This is a genomic window from Desulfitobacterium hafniense DCB-2, assembly GCF_000021925.1.
Taxonomy (GTDB): Bacteria; Bacillota; Desulfitobacteriia; order Desulfitobacteriales; family Desulfitobacteriaceae; genus Desulfitobacterium; species Desulfitobacterium hafniense.
Genome location: NC_011830.1, coordinates 2,147,516 through 2,162,428, shown reverse-complemented (window position 1 = coordinate 2,162,428; position 14,913 = coordinate 2,147,516). Strand labels below are relative to the sequence as shown.

Annotated in this window: 18 protein-coding genes; all 18 read right to left on the bottom strand. The window is 47.2% G+C overall.

The genetic code is table 11. The annotated features are described in order from the left end of the window. Positions 1–111 precede the first annotated feature (111 nt). The gene (locus DHAF_RS09995) at positions 112–693 is read right to left on the bottom strand and encodes a TetR/AcrR family transcriptional regulator (RefSeq protein ID WP_005813938.1); all 582 of its coding nucleotides are present in this window, start codon (positions 691–693) and stop codon (positions 112–114) included. Positions 694–825: 132 nt separating this feature from the next. Further along, the gene (locus DHAF_RS09990) at positions 826–1,599 is read right to left on the bottom strand and encodes a Uma2 family endonuclease (protein WP_011459434.1); all 774 of its coding nucleotides are present in this window, start codon (positions 1,597–1,599) and stop codon (positions 826–828) included. A gap of 168 nt (positions 1,600–1,767) precedes the next feature. After that, positions 1,768–2,340: an HD domain-containing protein gene (locus DHAF_RS09985; protein ID WP_011459433.1), complete on the bottom strand. Its 573-nt coding sequence runs from the start codon at positions 2,338–2,340 to the stop codon at positions 1,768–1,770. Further along, positions 2,291–3,010, bottom strand: coding sequence for a putative ABC transporter permease (locus tag DHAF_RS09980; RefSeq protein ID WP_011459432.1), 720 nt, complete (start codon positions 3,008–3,010; stop codon positions 2,291–2,293). The genes DHAF_RS09985 and DHAF_RS09980 overlap by 50 nt, the downstream gene beginning before the upstream one ends. Before the next feature lie 189 nt (positions 3,011–3,199). Further along, complete coding sequence (locus tag DHAF_RS09975) at positions 3,200–3,382, bottom strand: FaeA/PapI family transcriptional regulator (protein WP_005813931.1); 183 nt, start codon at positions 3,380–3,382, stop codon at positions 3,200–3,202. A 112-nt stretch (positions 3,383–3,494) separates the two neighbouring features. Then, entirely contained in the window at positions 3,495–5,195 is a 1,701-nt protein-coding gene (locus DHAF_RS09970) for an SWIM zinc finger family protein (protein WP_011459431.1), read from the bottom strand. A 34-nt stretch (positions 5,196–5,229) separates the two neighbouring features. Continuing rightward, positions 5,230–6,378 (bottom strand): hypothetical protein, encoded by a 1,149-nt coding sequence (locus DHAF_RS09965; protein ID WP_011459430.1) that lies wholly within the window; start codon positions 6,376–6,378, stop codon positions 5,230–5,232. A 158-nt stretch (positions 6,379–6,536) separates the two neighbouring features. Further along, on the bottom strand, positions 6,537–7,244 hold the full coding sequence (locus tag DHAF_RS09960) for a hypothetical protein (RefSeq protein WP_015943785.1): 708 nt from the start codon (positions 7,242–7,244) through the stop codon (positions 6,537–6,539). After that, positions 7,241–7,945, bottom strand: coding sequence for a fluoroquinolone export ABC transporter permease subunit (locus tag DHAF_RS09955; protein ID WP_015943784.1), 705 nt, complete (start codon positions 7,943–7,945; stop codon positions 7,241–7,243). The genes DHAF_RS09960 and DHAF_RS09955 overlap by 4 nt, the downstream gene beginning before the upstream one ends. Next, complete coding sequence (locus tag DHAF_RS09950; RefSeq protein ID WP_015943783.1) at positions 7,942–8,802, bottom strand: ABC transporter ATP-binding protein; 861 nt, start codon at positions 8,800–8,802, stop codon at positions 7,942–7,944. Before DHAF_RS09950 ends, DHAF_RS09955 begins: the two co-directional genes overlap by 4 nt. Positions 8,803–8,805: 3 nt before the next feature. Next, positions 8,806–9,387, bottom strand: a complete 582-nt coding sequence (locus DHAF_RS09945) for a TetR/AcrR family transcriptional regulator (protein WP_005813921.1) — start codon at positions 9,385–9,387, stop codon at positions 8,806–8,808. Positions 9,388–9,578: 191 nt separating this feature from the next. Continuing rightward, on the bottom strand, positions 9,579–10,283 hold the full coding sequence (locus DHAF_RS09940) for a transglutaminase-like domain-containing protein (protein ID WP_005813919.1): 705 nt from the start codon (positions 10,281–10,283) through the stop codon (positions 9,579–9,581). A gap of 47 nt (positions 10,284–10,330) precedes the next feature. Then, a complete protein-coding gene (locus DHAF_RS09935; RefSeq protein WP_015943782.1) occupies positions 10,331–11,107 on the bottom strand; it encodes a helix-turn-helix domain-containing protein in 777 nt (258 codons plus the stop codon). A gap of 156 nt (positions 11,108–11,263) precedes the next feature. Then, positions 11,264–11,854 carry a DUF2680 domain-containing protein gene (locus DHAF_RS09930; RefSeq protein ID WP_015943781.1) on the bottom strand — a complete coding sequence of 197 codons (591 nt, stop codon included), beginning with the start codon at positions 11,852–11,854 and terminating at the stop codon, positions 11,264–11,266. A gap of 230 nt (positions 11,855–12,084) precedes the next feature. Then, positions 12,085–12,798, bottom strand: a complete 714-nt coding sequence (locus DHAF_RS09925) for a cytochrome c biogenesis CcdA family protein (RefSeq protein ID WP_015943780.1) — start codon at positions 12,796–12,798, stop codon at positions 12,085–12,087. Positions 12,799–12,822: 24 nt separating this feature from the next. After that, positions 12,823–13,107: a GHKL domain-containing protein gene (locus DHAF_RS26405; RefSeq protein ID WP_242660000.1), complete on the bottom strand. Its 285-nt coding sequence runs from the start codon at positions 13,105–13,107 to the stop codon at positions 12,823–12,825. A gap of 2 nt (positions 13,108–13,109) precedes the next feature. Next, entirely contained in the window at positions 13,110–14,189 is a 1,080-nt protein-coding gene (locus tag DHAF_RS09920) for a GHKL domain-containing protein (RefSeq protein ID WP_242659964.1), read from the bottom strand. A 1-nt stretch (position 14,190) separates the two neighbouring features. Beyond that, the gene (locus tag DHAF_RS09915; protein WP_015943779.1) at positions 14,191–14,901 is read right to left on the bottom strand and encodes a LytR/AlgR family response regulator transcription factor; all 711 of its coding nucleotides are present in this window, start codon (positions 14,899–14,901) and stop codon (positions 14,191–14,193) included. Positions 14,902–14,913 lie beyond the last annotated feature (12 nt).

Here is a 14,913-nt window from a genome sequence, read left to right as displayed (position 1 = left end):
TAAAAGATTGACCATGAATGAGATAAATTTAAAATTGCCTATAAATTTTTTGTAATTCATTTTAAATTTCATAGTTCATTGCTAATAAACATCTTAATTGCTGATAAACACCTAATTGCTGAATAAAACCTTTATAGCAGACAATGATGCTACAGCATCCTTTTGCTCCTCCGCCAGCATGATATGAATGGAGGTACCAAATAGAGCACCCAGGGTAATCCTGGATAATACTGACGGCGAATAGCCGTCACTATTTTGCCTTGGGGCAATATCCTTGATAATGTATTTTTCAATCAATGCTGTAGAGTCGTCGAAAAGCTGGCGAAGAGGTTCCCTGAAGGTATCGGACCAAAGAGCCATGCTGGTCACATCAAAGAGCAGCTTGAACAATCCCGGATTCTTGAGAAGCGTGTCCTGAAAAAACTCGATCAGGCAGGCCGTTTTCTCTTCTTCCGATTTGCCTTGGCTTAATTTATTCTCTAATTCCTGCAAATAGCGTTGAGCCAAAGCCCTGATGACCTCAATGAATAATCCCTCTTTGTTTTTATAGTAATAATTGACCTGACTCAGGACGACTCCGGCCTCATCGGCTATATCCCGCAGGGATACACTGGCATAGCCCTTTGTGGATATACATAGGACAGCTGCATTGAGGATTTTTTCGGACTGACCGATTTCTTTCTTTTTATACATAATGATTCGCTCCTCTGGATGGATCTTAACACTATAGACTTAATTCGGACGTACGTACGATTTGAACCTAGCATGAAGCTGCCAGAGAGTCAATTGCCTGCGCCATTATATTTAACCCTTAATCTGTTCCCCTCATTCGTACTCCGGCCTGTAAAACACCTTTGCCAAATCCAGATCCAAGCCAGGAAAATCAGGATGGGCAAACCTATCCCCCGGACCACTGACAACTATCAGAACATAACGCTCATCTCTAAGCACAAAAGCTTCCAGGATGTTCTCTTCAGGATCAACGAGCCAGTAATGGGGAACTCCTGCCCGGCGATAAATCTCCAACTTGCGGAGACGGTCTTTCCGGCGATTGGAGGGTGACATGACTTCCACCACCAGATCACAGGGTCCGTCAATACGCTCCGGACGCATGATGCTTCTGCGGCTGCCGGAGATAAAAAGGATGTCCGGCTGCACTACATTTCTGGAGGTCAAGGTAACATCCAGAGGCGCAATAAACAGTTCACCCTCCGGATCAAAGCCTTCAAAAAAATCAGCCAACTGCCGGGACAAAGCAAACACAACCCTTTGATGATGGGTAGTCGGTGACGGTTCCTTGATCAACATCCCTTCCAGCACTTCGAACCGGTAGCCTGGTTCTTCCGGAATCCTGACATAATCTTCATATGTATATTCGCCTTGTTTGGCATAACCAAAGCTTTCTTCTTTGACAGGCAGGTCTTCTGCAGGTATCTTGCCCGCGGTCAGAGCCGCCAGCACAGCCTCTTTTTCATAGCGGTATTGTTTTTTGCCCAACTCCATAACAGGTATCTTTTTTTGCCGGGTATATCTCCAGACTGTATCCACCGACAAGTTCAGCATTTCCGCCACTTCCTGGGCCGTCAGCAAACTACCCATAGAGTCGCCTCCCTTATCTTTTATCAGTAATAATTATATAACTGAAAACAACTATAATCAATTATAATCAATTAAAATAAACTCTATAAACCCCACAACTCTGCCTTGACTAAAAAGCATTTTTCATCACCGCTCTAAAAACAAGCATGGGAGAGACATCTCCATTGCTTATTCCGTCAATTCTTCCCTAACATGAGTCAGCTTTTCCGGAACCTCCCATTGATTATATAACTTCTTCTTCAGGCTGCCGTTCTTTATTTCTTTCCCCAACCGGAGAGTTTCCAGCAACGCCCAATATTTATCGATCAGAGCTATAATGAGCGCTTCCTTATATTTGGGGGGCGTCACAGTTAAAGGCCACATATGCTTAAGGATAATGTCTTTTTCCCGATCATTTAATTCAAAAAGCTCATGGGCATTTTCCAGAGCCGTCAGGGAATGGGTAAATCCGTGCAAACCATTGTCCGGTTTGGTGGTATGCCAGTCATACAGGAAGAAATCATGCAGCATTCCTCCTCTGGCAGCGGAACGCCAATCAAGCCCCAGCAGCCTGCAGACTTTATACCCGGTGTAAGATACGTATAAACTGTGTTCCAGGCAGGTTGTCCGGCCATGTTGGATGAAGTCTTCCATCATTAGGACTGATTCATGATCCAACAAACCCTGAAGGCACTCCCTATATTCAGCCAAACTATTGAAATTTGCTCTTGAGCTCAGTCTTGAGCTTATCCACTTTTTCATTGAGGATGCTCCTTACATCACGATTGATGATGTCGGCATTTAAAATGAGCAGGCGTGGGAAAGCCTGAAAAATGCGCCTGTAACGAAGAATTTTCTCATAGTATTTAAGCAGTGAAAAGCTGCTGTGGTTTAGGATGGCATTGCGTAAGTCTAAAGTATCGGCTACTGATTTAATTGTGTCGACCAGGAAATAGACAAAGAGCAATGCGGAGAGAGCTATTTTGATCTCTGACGGTATGAAGAGAAGCAGCCCGGCGATCCCGGGATGAACGATTTCCAGCAGAACCAAGGCCAGCACTCCCCACAAAAGGGAGTACTTCAGGCAAATATAGCCATGGAGGTTAGCAAAATCTTCACTGTAATCCCACCATTTGCAATGGAATACTTTTTCCAGCATGAACCCGGTAATGTATTCAAGAGCCGTGACCAGGATAACCGCCGCAACAACGCTGAAAGTACCTGCTGCTAAGGCGCCAGAGAAAATCGTTCCTACCCAGGTTGAGGATACTATAATTAAAACGGCACCCAAACCATAGATGGGACAAAAGAATCCATTTAAAAATCCGCGATTGACAAATTTCTTGTGCGTAATACTGGCGTAGATCGTTTCCATAATCCATCCTAAACAGGAATACCAAGCGAAGAGCAAAAAGATATCCAAGTAATTCATAACTCCGGTTTCCTTTCTTTTTACGCAGCTTTATATTATGGAAATTTAATTCGGACGTATGTACGAATTGATTTTAACATAAAACTGCCGGAGATTCAAATGGTGCACCGGTGCAACATTTGAATTTTCTTCCCCCCTCAAAAATTACACCCCCTCAAAACTTCAGTCTGAGGGGGATTGCTTACTTGTCTAGGCTTTATTGATTTCCCAAAAGCATCGTTTCGGTGAAACGATTTTCTCCTCTTTCTTGAGGGTATTCATAACCTTTTCAACCTCTTTTTTATCAATCCCCGTGGCTTCTGCCACATCTCCGGTGCGGGCCGGTTGCTCAGCCTTGGCGAAGAAGTCCAAGACGGCCTTATAATTATCCATTTGAAGTCCTCCTGTCTTTTCGTTTTTTGAGATTGCTTCGCTTAAATCCGACTGCTGTAATTGTGGAATATTATAACACAGAACTTCAGAATTTATAAATATTCATAGGGTTTTACAATTTAAGTTTGTTCAGCTCATCTCGGAAAGCCGGCCTTCTGGGGTACTTGAGAAGCAGGCTCTGCACCACATCCCGGGCTTCTTTTTTTCCGCCTGCTTTCTGCAGTGTCCGGATAGTGGCACAGACTCCCCGATAATGACTGCGGGTATTGGCAAGGGCTGCAGCCTGCTCAATATTGTGCTGAAAGATCCGGCAGACCTCTTCCCGATATTCAGCCATCAGATATTTATAATACGAGTCGATACTGCGTGGATTGGCAAAGACATATTGCATGAGTCTCTCCCACTCCTGCTCTTCCACCAGGATCTGGGCGTATATTCCCCGATGATCCTTCTTCTTCCCGGCCAAACGCTCAATCAGCTTCGGATAGACATCAGACCATTCATCTGTGGAGTAGGTACTTTTCAGATCCTGATAATGCTGGAAGCTTCCCTCCTCCACAAACTCCAGAGCCAGGCTGCGCCGATTATCCAACTGGCCGGTACGGATATAGGATTGGTAGCGATGTTCCCTCCAGCGATTCAGCAGTCCGGAGTAGCCTTTATCCTTTTCTTCCCCTTCCAGGCAAAGCTGGATGATTCTTGCTTCATCCCCTTCCCCCATAGCCTGATGAATGGCTATTTCCCTGAATTTGCTGTAGTTCAGATGCCTATTGAGAAAAGCAGTGGCTTGGGCCTCCCCTTCAAATCGGCAATGCAGTTCATATTGAATCAGGAGGATGTTTTCGTTCAGATATTCCGAAGTCCAAGAATCTTTTTGGCTGGCGGTTATAAGTTTCTTCAGGCAATTCTCCATACGCTCTCTTTCCGCCGGTGTAACGATAAACCCGGCACTGCGCCGGAGAAGATCGATTTGGCAGTCGATCCACCCTCGATAACGCCTGTTATCGGCTTCTTCCATGATGAGTGCGAAAATCTCTTTCCGCTCGGTCTCGGTGAGATCCTCCAGCTCCTCCCTCACTTCATCCAGCACCTCAAATCCGTCTCCCACCGCTACGCCAATTCCACCGTCGGAGTCGTCACCATATTGAGTCATATCCACCGCTTCCCCGATAACCAGCAAGGCTAAGCGAACGGCTTGCACCGCCTTGCCCTTGCCCAAGACATCCCTGCTTTTTTCCAGAACCAGCTCTGTTCCCTTTAAAGCTTCCCACATCTGGTCGTACCCAATAAATCCATGGCGGTCCGAATTCTTATCGATATAGCTCTGAATCAGCTTACGGCAGCGCTTGACCTCCTGTTGGTCGTTTTCGTCACCGAAGGCCAACTCAATTCTGGTTTTTAATTCCTCGGACCCTTCAGCCAGCATAAGCAAAAAATCAGCCAACGCTTCTTGAGAAGCCTTCTCCAGCATTTTCTTGATGGCCTCCTTTTGGGGGCCCTGCCGGCTTTTCGGCATCGGAATAACTTGCTGCTCCTGAACCTCTGATTTCCTTTCCCGCAAGGCAAAATAGACAGCTGCTTCGTGTTTGCAGAACTCACCCAGGTCATAGGGACAGTCACACTCACTGGCTAGAATAGTGTTATCTTCAGCCAATTCTACATAGATCCGATATCGGGCATTTCCCTCCACCTCAGCCTGATAAAGGCCGGCTTCCGTTTCTTTTAAAGAACGGATATGACCATCCTGATAGTATTGATACCCTCTCTCCAGGATCTTCTTTTCCATCTCATGCTCAAAGCTATCCAAATTCATGATTCTGCGCCCTTCCTTTTGCTCACTCAGTGCCTCAATCAAAATACTTCTGATACTTCAAAAACTCATCCTCTGCCAACACATCCAGCTTACCGCCGGTCTGCTGCAGGATTACTTCACGGCAAAGTCCCATGCGGTGCAGCATGGGGGCGATGATGGAGTTGGTCTGCTGCAGGTAGGCGGATATATCCTCAACGCTGATGGGCAGTTTATAACCTTGAGGGCTGCTGGCCAGAACGACCCGGGCATCCCTTAAGGGAGCGACGATTTTCCGATACAAAAAGTCTTTGCTGAGCCGGGTATCGGCATATTTAGAAAGCACGGACAAGATCTGCTTCGAAGTAATAAATTTATAGGGATTGCCGTACTGGGCTTCAAAGATCAAATACTTGAGAAAGCTAACCTGGAGGCGTTTCTCCAACTCCGCGTCCCTTTCATGTTCGCGGATATACCCTCTGGCCTTGCGGAAAGCCAGATTGGCAATCTCCTGATTAAAGCGGCTGTTGTCGGCGGCGGGATTCAAATTTACGGCATTGTCACCGGGAATCTTTTCAATGTTGAGGATTTTCCAATAGAGGATATTCAGATAATCCCCAGTATTCTCTCCATGGAGCTGTTTACTCACCGTTCCGCCGAGCCATTCTGCCAGTTGCGCCGGTCCGCTGTGCCGGCCGGCCACGAAATCAAAATCATATTGGTCAAACAGATTCTGTACCGGCCGCTCTCTTCCGACATAGTCCTTAAATCCGGCCTGAAATTCAGAACGTCCTGTTGGCTCTTCCGCAATCTGCAGTTTCGGATAAGCATGATAGAGATTTTTATAGAGCTGATCATAAAGATGCTTGACAAAGACCCCTTTAAAGTTGGGCACGGGAACATCCCGAAAGAACCGGCCTTTATCGGCAATTAAAAAAATCAGATTAAAGTCCAGGGGGAGCAGCTCATTTAAAACCTTGACCCGCAGTTGCTCCTCCTCGGTGAAGCCGATCTTCTCCAGGGATTTTTCCAACTGGGGGATAGCTGAGTTGGCCACGATGACCGCACACACAATGTAGAACTTAGAAGTACCCTCTTGGCCGAAATCGAATCCGAAATCCCCCCACTCTTTTATGAAGGCGGTGCGTCCAGGCTGATCGTTCACTTCTGCCCTGTTCAAATCATCCAATGAGATTTGTTGTTTCATGTGTACCTCCCCCGCTTTTTACTTCTTTTTACATCCCAGCCCATCTTCTTGATTTTTACAATGATTCTCCAGTCTTGCCTTATATTCCTGCTTATTCCAGTTCCATTTTCAATTACCTTTCAACTCGTCCCGGCCAGGCCGACGAGATTTCGGGGGAATCAAATCTTCCGCAGAAATCTCCGGGTGAAAGCGGTTATCCATAAGCAGCAAATCAGGAATCCTGCCCCAAAAGAAAACCAATCCGCCCCCTGCTCTACTATTTTCCCCACCCAATAACCAGGCAGAAAGGCTCCCAGGTATTGATAAGGCCTCGGGACAAACCAGACCATCAATAATCCCAGCAGATTGAGACTGGTCAGTTTGGAAATGGCCAGGCCCTCGACCCGGTTGCCGGCTAAGGATACCACCATCATTGCCAGCGCGGCCCCTGTTAAGGTGCTGAGCAACCCGGCGGCGAGGATCTGCAAGAAGGTGAGATGGGCTATGCCGCAAAGCATGGTCACCACGATCAGACAAAGAAAAGACCACACCATCGGCAAGCCTATCCTCGCCGCCAGATAAGCATATCCCTCCAGAGGAGTTATTTGATAATAAGCCCCGGTTCCTTCATCCCTTTCTTCAAGCAGCAGAAAGGCACTGACCATGGCTAACAGCATCGGCGTTAAGATAATGATCATCCCATCGGCTAAAGAATACCATGGCTTTATCGACAAGGCCCCCTGCTGAAACAGCCAGGCATCGGCCTTGGGAATGCCTATTTTGACCAGCAAGCCGAATAGGAAAGGCGCGGCCAGCAGGACTAACAGCATGCCATCATAGGTTATTTGCCGCAAGCCAATTTGAAATAACCTGAGGGTTTGCTTCATAGCTTGCCGCCCCCTTCCCCTTGCAAGGCTGAAGGAACACGCAGCAAGGCAATCCAGATGGAAATCCCCAGCCAAATCATCAATCCAAATAAAAAAACTATACTTCCCGGTTCAAGCTGGCCCTTAATTGAACCATCGATCAACCGCAAGAGGATCGTTCCCGGCATAATCTCCAAAACCGGATGGCTGATCTGAAAAGCCACTAAGAGGGGCGGGAGTATCAATATCATTCCCACTGGAACCCCCTTGACCATATAGCTGTTGACCGAGTTGGCATAGGTGGCCATCGCCAGGCCCAAGAGGGTAAAAATACAGGAGCCTACAAAGATGCTGCTGAGCAGCAAAGGATAGTCCGCTGAGCCGGGATGGCTGAAACGAACAATAAAGAAAGCGGACAAGGTGGAGATCATGGCCAAAGACAACCCTTTGGCCAAAATATATTCAATTGGCTTCAGCGGCGAAATGCCGTAAAACCGGTGGATTCCTTCATCTTTTTCCAACAGCCAAATGCCCCCGACAAAGAAGAAGCCCAGGGTTGCCGGATCGGTCAGCAGGATGAGGGAGGCACCGATTGCTTTGTGTTGATCGGGTAAAAAGTACAGAATAGCACAATACAATACCGTAATAAAAGCATACAGAAAGTAAAAGCCGTATTTGGCCTGATAGCGTATATCATGAACTGTCGCCATAAAAAGCCTCATTGCAGCTGCCTCCCCGTCAAAGCTATAAAAACCTCCTCCAAGGTCCGCTCTTTGGAGTGAATCCTTAGCAGTGAACCGTTCTGCAAAGCCTTAACAAACTCATCATCCTGGCCCAGTTGGGTGAGGGTGCTCCGTCTGTCCACCGTTCGGCCATCCCTTCTATAGGAATAATTGACCTCCGCACTGCCGCTCCGATCCACCTGAAAAGCCTGGGGGGTATTCAGGGCTCTAATTTTACCATCCACAATAAACGCCACCCGATCGCACAATTCCCCGGCATCATGCATGTTATGGGTCGTAAGAATGATGGTTTTTCCCCCTGCTTTCTGCTCCAGCATCATATCCTTTAAGATTCTGGCATTGGCAGGATCAAGACCGCTGGTGGGTTCATCCAAAAAAAGCAGCTGGGGATTGTGCAGCAGGCAGCGCACAAAACCCAGACGCATCTTCATCCCTTTGGAATAGCTGGCTACTCTTTTATGGGCATCATGCTGCAGACCCACCTGCTCCAATAAGGTCAGCGGGTCCAGGGTTTTTTGATGGTAAAGGGAGGCAAAATACTGGAGGTTTTCCAGGGCTGTAAACTTACCGTAGAAATTGGGGAATTCAAAATCCACGCCAATCCTTTCATAAAATGAACTTTTACGGTGTTTCATTTCCGTGCCTAAGACCTGAACCCGGCCTTGATAGTCTCTCAACACTCCTGTGAGGATTTTTTGCAAAGTACTTTTGCCGGCTCCCGACGGACCGAGAAAGCCAAAAATCTCTCCCTTCCTGACTGTGAAGCTGATGTCCTGAATAACATCCCGCGGAGCGCCCGGATACTTATAGAATGCACCTTCTACTTTAATCATCATGGCTTACCTCACAATCTGTTCAATCAGGCTATCCAGCAGCAGGTTTACGACCACAGCATGGTCCGCTTCTTCCTGCTGCAGATAGGCAATTGCCACATATAAGGCCTGAAGCGCCTTAGCCACCACGGGAAGTTCATAAGCAAACCGAACCCCGTATTCCTGCAATTTGACCAGTGCTTTGCTGTCCTCAAACCCATGGGCGTCCAGCACATCCTGGGGCAGCTTGCGCTGCAAATAACTCATGACAGCAGAATCCGTTTTAACCAGTATGGGATACTCCTTCACTCCCTCGAGCATCCGGCCAAAAGACCGCTTCGTCAGCTCCTGGGGCCGAAGATCCTTATGGTCTGCCAAAAAATCGTCCAGTTCCTGCCATAGCTTCATCTGACACTGTTCAATAATATCCATATATAAATGTTCTTTATTGGTGTAAAAAGCGTAAAAGGAACCTTTGGCAATCCCAGCCGCCTGGACTAAATCATCCACCGTCACTTTCTTCACCCCATGAGCAACAAACAGCCTTTCTCCTTCCCTCAAAAGCTTTTCTTTGATCATTTCTTTTTCCGTATCAGAAAATCTCGGCATCTCTTCACCTCATACAATCTATATGACTAAAATATTGTTTTAGTCATATAGATTGTATGCCTTTGCCAGGAAGAAGTCAATATTCTCTTGCCTGGCTTCCGGCCTACCTCTTTTCACACATGAAAAAACGCCCCCTGTGAGGCGTTTTAAGGAATAAGGGTTATAGAAAATAAGGGTTATAATGATGCTCTTTATCCTGAATGAGAGCGGATTTTTTCCACATTGCGATTCATCAATTTACGTCCGACGTTTTGATAGGCCCACTTTCTCAGCGGGGATAACTGCTGCTGATGGACTGCCAGGAATTCATCCGGGGAATCAAACACCCCGAAATCCTGGTTGATCCCTTCTTTTTGAATATAAGTGTCATTGACATTCCAGTCGATTTGAGGGTTTTGCAAGTTGTCGGTGGCGGCACCATACCCGCAAAAACTGCCTTCATGTGCAGAAAACTTTTCCTGAAGTTTTTGCAAATAGTCTTTATCCAGAATGAATCCCTCCAGGTTATACCACTGCCCCTTGTATTGGATTTCAACCCAGCTATGCACAATACTCCGGGGCGCAAGACTGTAAATCAGCCCTGTCATAGCCCCTTTCTGCAGTTGTTTATCAATGGTAAAGCCGTGAATCCGGCAAGGCACTCCTACCCCTCTCAAGAGAGCCATCAAGAGGGTTCCTTTAGTATTGCACTGACCATAACCATCCTTCAGCACCTCGGAGGCCGGAATTGTGTCATCCCGATTATAGCCAAAGGGGATGTCATCCCGGACAAAATCGTAGATTTTCCGGATCTTATGAAAACACTCTTCATTTGCCCATTGTTTTTCTTCAATCAAGCTCTGTATGGAGCTGTGACGGAAATCCAGCATGTTGGTTTCCTGCAAGTATTGATTCATTGTGCAATCCTCCCTGACTGTTTGATTACACATTACCGGAATACTGATCAAAAAACTTTCAAAAACTCGCTGTCTTTTATAATATTGGTAGCCGACATGCCGGTCATCATTTTATTGGTATAGGCCAGATGGGACGGACTGTCAAACCCGGCTCTGAGTGCTGCCGTTGTGATAGTTTCCCCAGCAAAAATAGACTCATAGGCCCGCTGCAATTTATGCAATACCAGATAGCTTTTCAAAGGTATGCCTGTTTCATCTTTGAACAAATGGGCTAAACGGCTTTCCGAAAGATACGTTTCCTGAGAAAAATACTTGAGCTGATGGCTCGCATCATCATCCACACAGCAAGCCAGGAGCTCCAAAACTCTGATGATCCGCTCATCGAAAGCCCCTCTATCAGCTCCTTTATCAGCTACCCTATGGTCAGATGTAAAATAAGCGGCAAGACTCTGCACAAAGGACAGAAGGGAACTATGCTCCTTCCGGGCAAGGGCTTTGCGAAAAGCCTGCTGCATCACAGCTATATCCGCCTGGGGCAAAACATAAAAACTCTGTTCTTTCAGCAGCCGCCTCGTGGCGCGTCCCAGCTCTGTGGTCGGATCAATCAGCATCGTAAAATGGATATCACCTCCGGCGTTGAAGGCATGCTCCGTATCCATGTTGACCAGCAGGGCATGGCAAGGAATAAGCTGTCCCTTGACTTTAATGTCCAGTTCCTTTTCAATGGAAAGAAACAGCTGCAGCAGCCAATGTTTATGGGAATCCGCTTCCACCCGATCTGAAATTGCCCCAACATTTCTACCGTATTTGATAATGTAATTCATCGTGCCACCTACGTTTTCAACTATGCCGGCCTAAACATATACTTTCGCTTATGCCTTTTGGATATCCTCCCGCAAGCAATAAACCCGGGACAAAACATGATCATCGATCCGTTTTGCCCCGGGTATTCACGCTTAGCTATCTCCGCCTTGGCTAGTTTAGCTGTCTATGCTTTGAGTATCCTTGCTTGGTAAGTCAAAGAGCTTTCTGTCATGCATGCCTTTGCCAAAGCCCATGTCTCCGGGGGTAAAGGTACCGTTCTTCATCGCCTCTTTTTGCTCCTCCAGGCGGGCCTGAGCCTTGGTCAGCCATTCGGCAATCTGCTCATCCGTCATCTTTCCGGAACTTTTCATGGCTTCTTCCTGATCCTGCAAACGGGCCTGGGCTTTTTCCAGCCATTCAGCGATCTGTTCTTCGGTCAGGGGCTCACCGGCTTTGAACATCATGGTATCGTGATGTCTCTCCAGACCCAGCCCCAGTCCCGGTACCTGGCCCTTATCCAGAGCTTCTTCACTGTGCTGCTTCCTCTGGCTGATGGATTCCTTCAGTTTATCCGCCTGTTCCTGAGTCAGGAGACCGGCTTCCACTTCTTTGTCCACGATTTGCTGCTGAATTCCAAACATCTGCTGAGTCAGGCTTTTGATTTCCGCCAGCTTGGCGGAATCGACCCCATCCGCTCCCAGCACGGTGGTTGCCCCGGCTGCCAGGAGCACCGCACTCAGCACTCCCACCATAAGTTTTTTCTTCATTTAAAAATTCCCTCCTTTTTTTCGTCTTAACCCTTTATGTACGCCATGGTCAAGACTACTCTTTCAGCATAACCCTCTTTGCTGAGAAGACGCTTAAAGCAACCTGAGTATCTCTTTAAGGCTTACTGAAAGTTTGCTGAAAAAGTGGAGGAACCTTTTAAACGCCCCAATCTCTCAAAAATGGCTGCAGCCTGATTAAGGCAGCAGCCATTTGCTAATTTGTTCAAGTGTTAATGTTGATGTTGATGTCCAGACATGGCCTGTTCAAATCCAGGTTGTGTCACCAGGATATAGCCTGACAGCAGAATCAATAAGATACCTATCACCGGACGCAGCTGCAGGGTCCACCTGTTCATCTTGAATAATCTTCTTACCCCGGGGACAAAAGCCATAGCCAGCAGGAGACTGTGTCCCAGCCCAAAGGCTCCTAAAGCTAAGGAAGAGTAGATCATGTGACCACTGGCCATAGCCGTTCCGCTCATCATCAGAATAACCGGAGTGGTACAAGGAGAAGGGGCCAAAGCGAAAAAACTTCCCAGAACCCAGGGGCTCAGGCCTTTTTGGTAAATATGCCGGAGGGGGCCGTTTTTCCGGGTAACATAAAACCCCGAGACCTTGACGGGGAACCGGAAACCCAGCAGGATTGCCCCGGCAACAAGGTATAAAACGCCTAAGAAGATCGCCCAGTACATACCGGGCAAACGGAAAAGTATCCCCACCTGGGCGGCCAGAGCACCGATCAGCATCAGGGTTAAGGTAAACCCTAAGATAAACTGAATAACCCGGCTATACCCTTCCTGACGTGCCCCACCTATTACTAAGGGGATCATGGCTCCCATGCAGGGATTAATGGACAGAACAATTCCTCCCATAAACATGGAGCCCATTAACCACCAGGAGCCATTTTCCATACCGAGCATCAAAGAGTGAGCTAAGGAATCCATTCTTCACCACCCTTTCTTGACCTTTTAAGGTATTTTTATGTCCAAGAAAGAGGTTAAAGAACCAGAAACGTCCTCATCCCGCTTTGTTTTCGGGAACAATATATTCAGTGCAAACCAATCTTCCGCGGCATCTATGCTGACATTCCCTCCGTATTCCTGTACGGCGAGATCGATGATGGAGATTCCGGCTCCATGACCATCGGGATCCGGCTTCGTGGAAAGCAGCTTCCCTTCATGCCACCTCAATCGACCGCTGTAATAATTTTCAAAGCGCAGGATCACCCAGTTATCCCCTTCAGAAACACGGATGGTCAGCTCTTTTTTGTTTTCTTCAACGTATTGCAGGGCTTGAATCCATTATCGATGGCATTGCCGAAAATAGTGGCGATGGCCAGAGGCTTCAGAAAGCTGAGCAGCTTGCCATCCAGCAGCAGAATCATCCTTATCCCCATTTGCGAGCATTCCATTCCTTTGCTGATCAGGACGACGTCAAGTGCTTCGTTGCCGGTATGGTGCAATTGGTCGTAAGCATTTATTTCCTGTTCGATCTGCCGGATATATTCTTCGCGTTCTTTGCCATGTTCAGCCACATCAAGGCAGAGCAGATGGTTTTTGAAGTCATGGTACCTGCGGTTCAGGATATCCACCGTTTCTTTCCTGAGCCGGTATTGCTCGTGCTGGCTTTGCAGCATGGCTTCCAGGCGTGCCAGCTCGATTTCCTTTTGACCGAGGGCCAGGGTATTGTTATATCCCATGACCACAACCAGACCGCAAAAGCTGCACACTTGAGCGATGATCGCCGTGGTCAGAGGCAGGTTTGTTTGCTCAAAGCCCATGATAAGCCCCAGATTGGTAATATAAATCACGGGGATAATCGCAATATACAGCCAGAGCAATTGACGCCAGCTCTTTTTCTGGTTGGTGTGCATTGATTTGTTAACAAGCCGGAAGCTTGCCTGCAAAAGCAGAAAATAGAGTGCCGTATAGACAATGCGCAGGGTAACGGAGGCCTCGGGAACGGTAAAATTAACCCCATGCAGGGCAAAGGATAAGCGCATGACCGTTTGGCGGAGGGCATGAACACAGAGAAAGATCAGCAGCAGGTAATACACGCCGTTATTGGGCGATATTTGGAATTTAACCATGATATAAGCATATAAGAGGGAATAATAAGCGAAGGTAATGTAAAAAAACTCGTTTTCAATGTCAGGGATTAAATAGACCATTTCCCGGGACAGCATCAGCAGAAAGGCAAATGTCAAGGTCAGGCCTATATTGATCAGCCTATGCTCTTTTCTTTTTTTACAGGCGGAAAGAAAGGAGGCAATTGCCGTTAATTCACAGATTCGCAAACTAAACAAAAACAGATTGTTAAGAACAGAAAGCTCCATTTTAAATCTTGCTCCCCAAATAATTTCCGATGGCGTCCAGAAACGCTTTGCGGCGATGCTTGCTGACAGGAATTCGGGCCGAGCCGACCATGGCATAGTCTTTGCCGACGGACCGTACATAGGCCACGTTAACCAGGTATCCGGCATGGCATCTGAAGAAATGCCCGTCATTCAGCTTTTCTTCAATGCTGTGCAGTGTATCGTTGCAGCGGTAAATCTCCGTATCCGTATAGATGAATAACTTACGCGCCACAATCTCGAAGTACAAAATTCCGGAAAGCTGCAGGTTGACAATTTGGTCAAGCACCTTGAAGCGTACACAAGAGTGGATAGTGCGGTTCAGGCGTTGAGTCGCCCGATAGAGCTTCTGGGCAAAAACACTGTATTCCACAGGTTTGACGATAAAATCAAAGGCCCGCACGGAATACCCCTGCACGGCGTACTGCACAAGGTTGGTTATGAAAATAATAAGCACATTTTCATCGCTTTTCCTGATCTCCTGTGCTGTCGCCATGCCGTTCATATACTGCATGTGAATATCCAGCAAGAGGATGTCAAATTTACCGGAGCTGAACGATTCCAGAAATTCCTCGCCGTCCGGATACACGTGTACAAACAGGGGCTCCCCTTTTTCTGCTTGGAAACGGTCCAGATATTCCTTTAACAGTTCCCGGTCTTTGTTTTCATCTTCAACAATCGCAATATGGATCATGTCAGCTACACC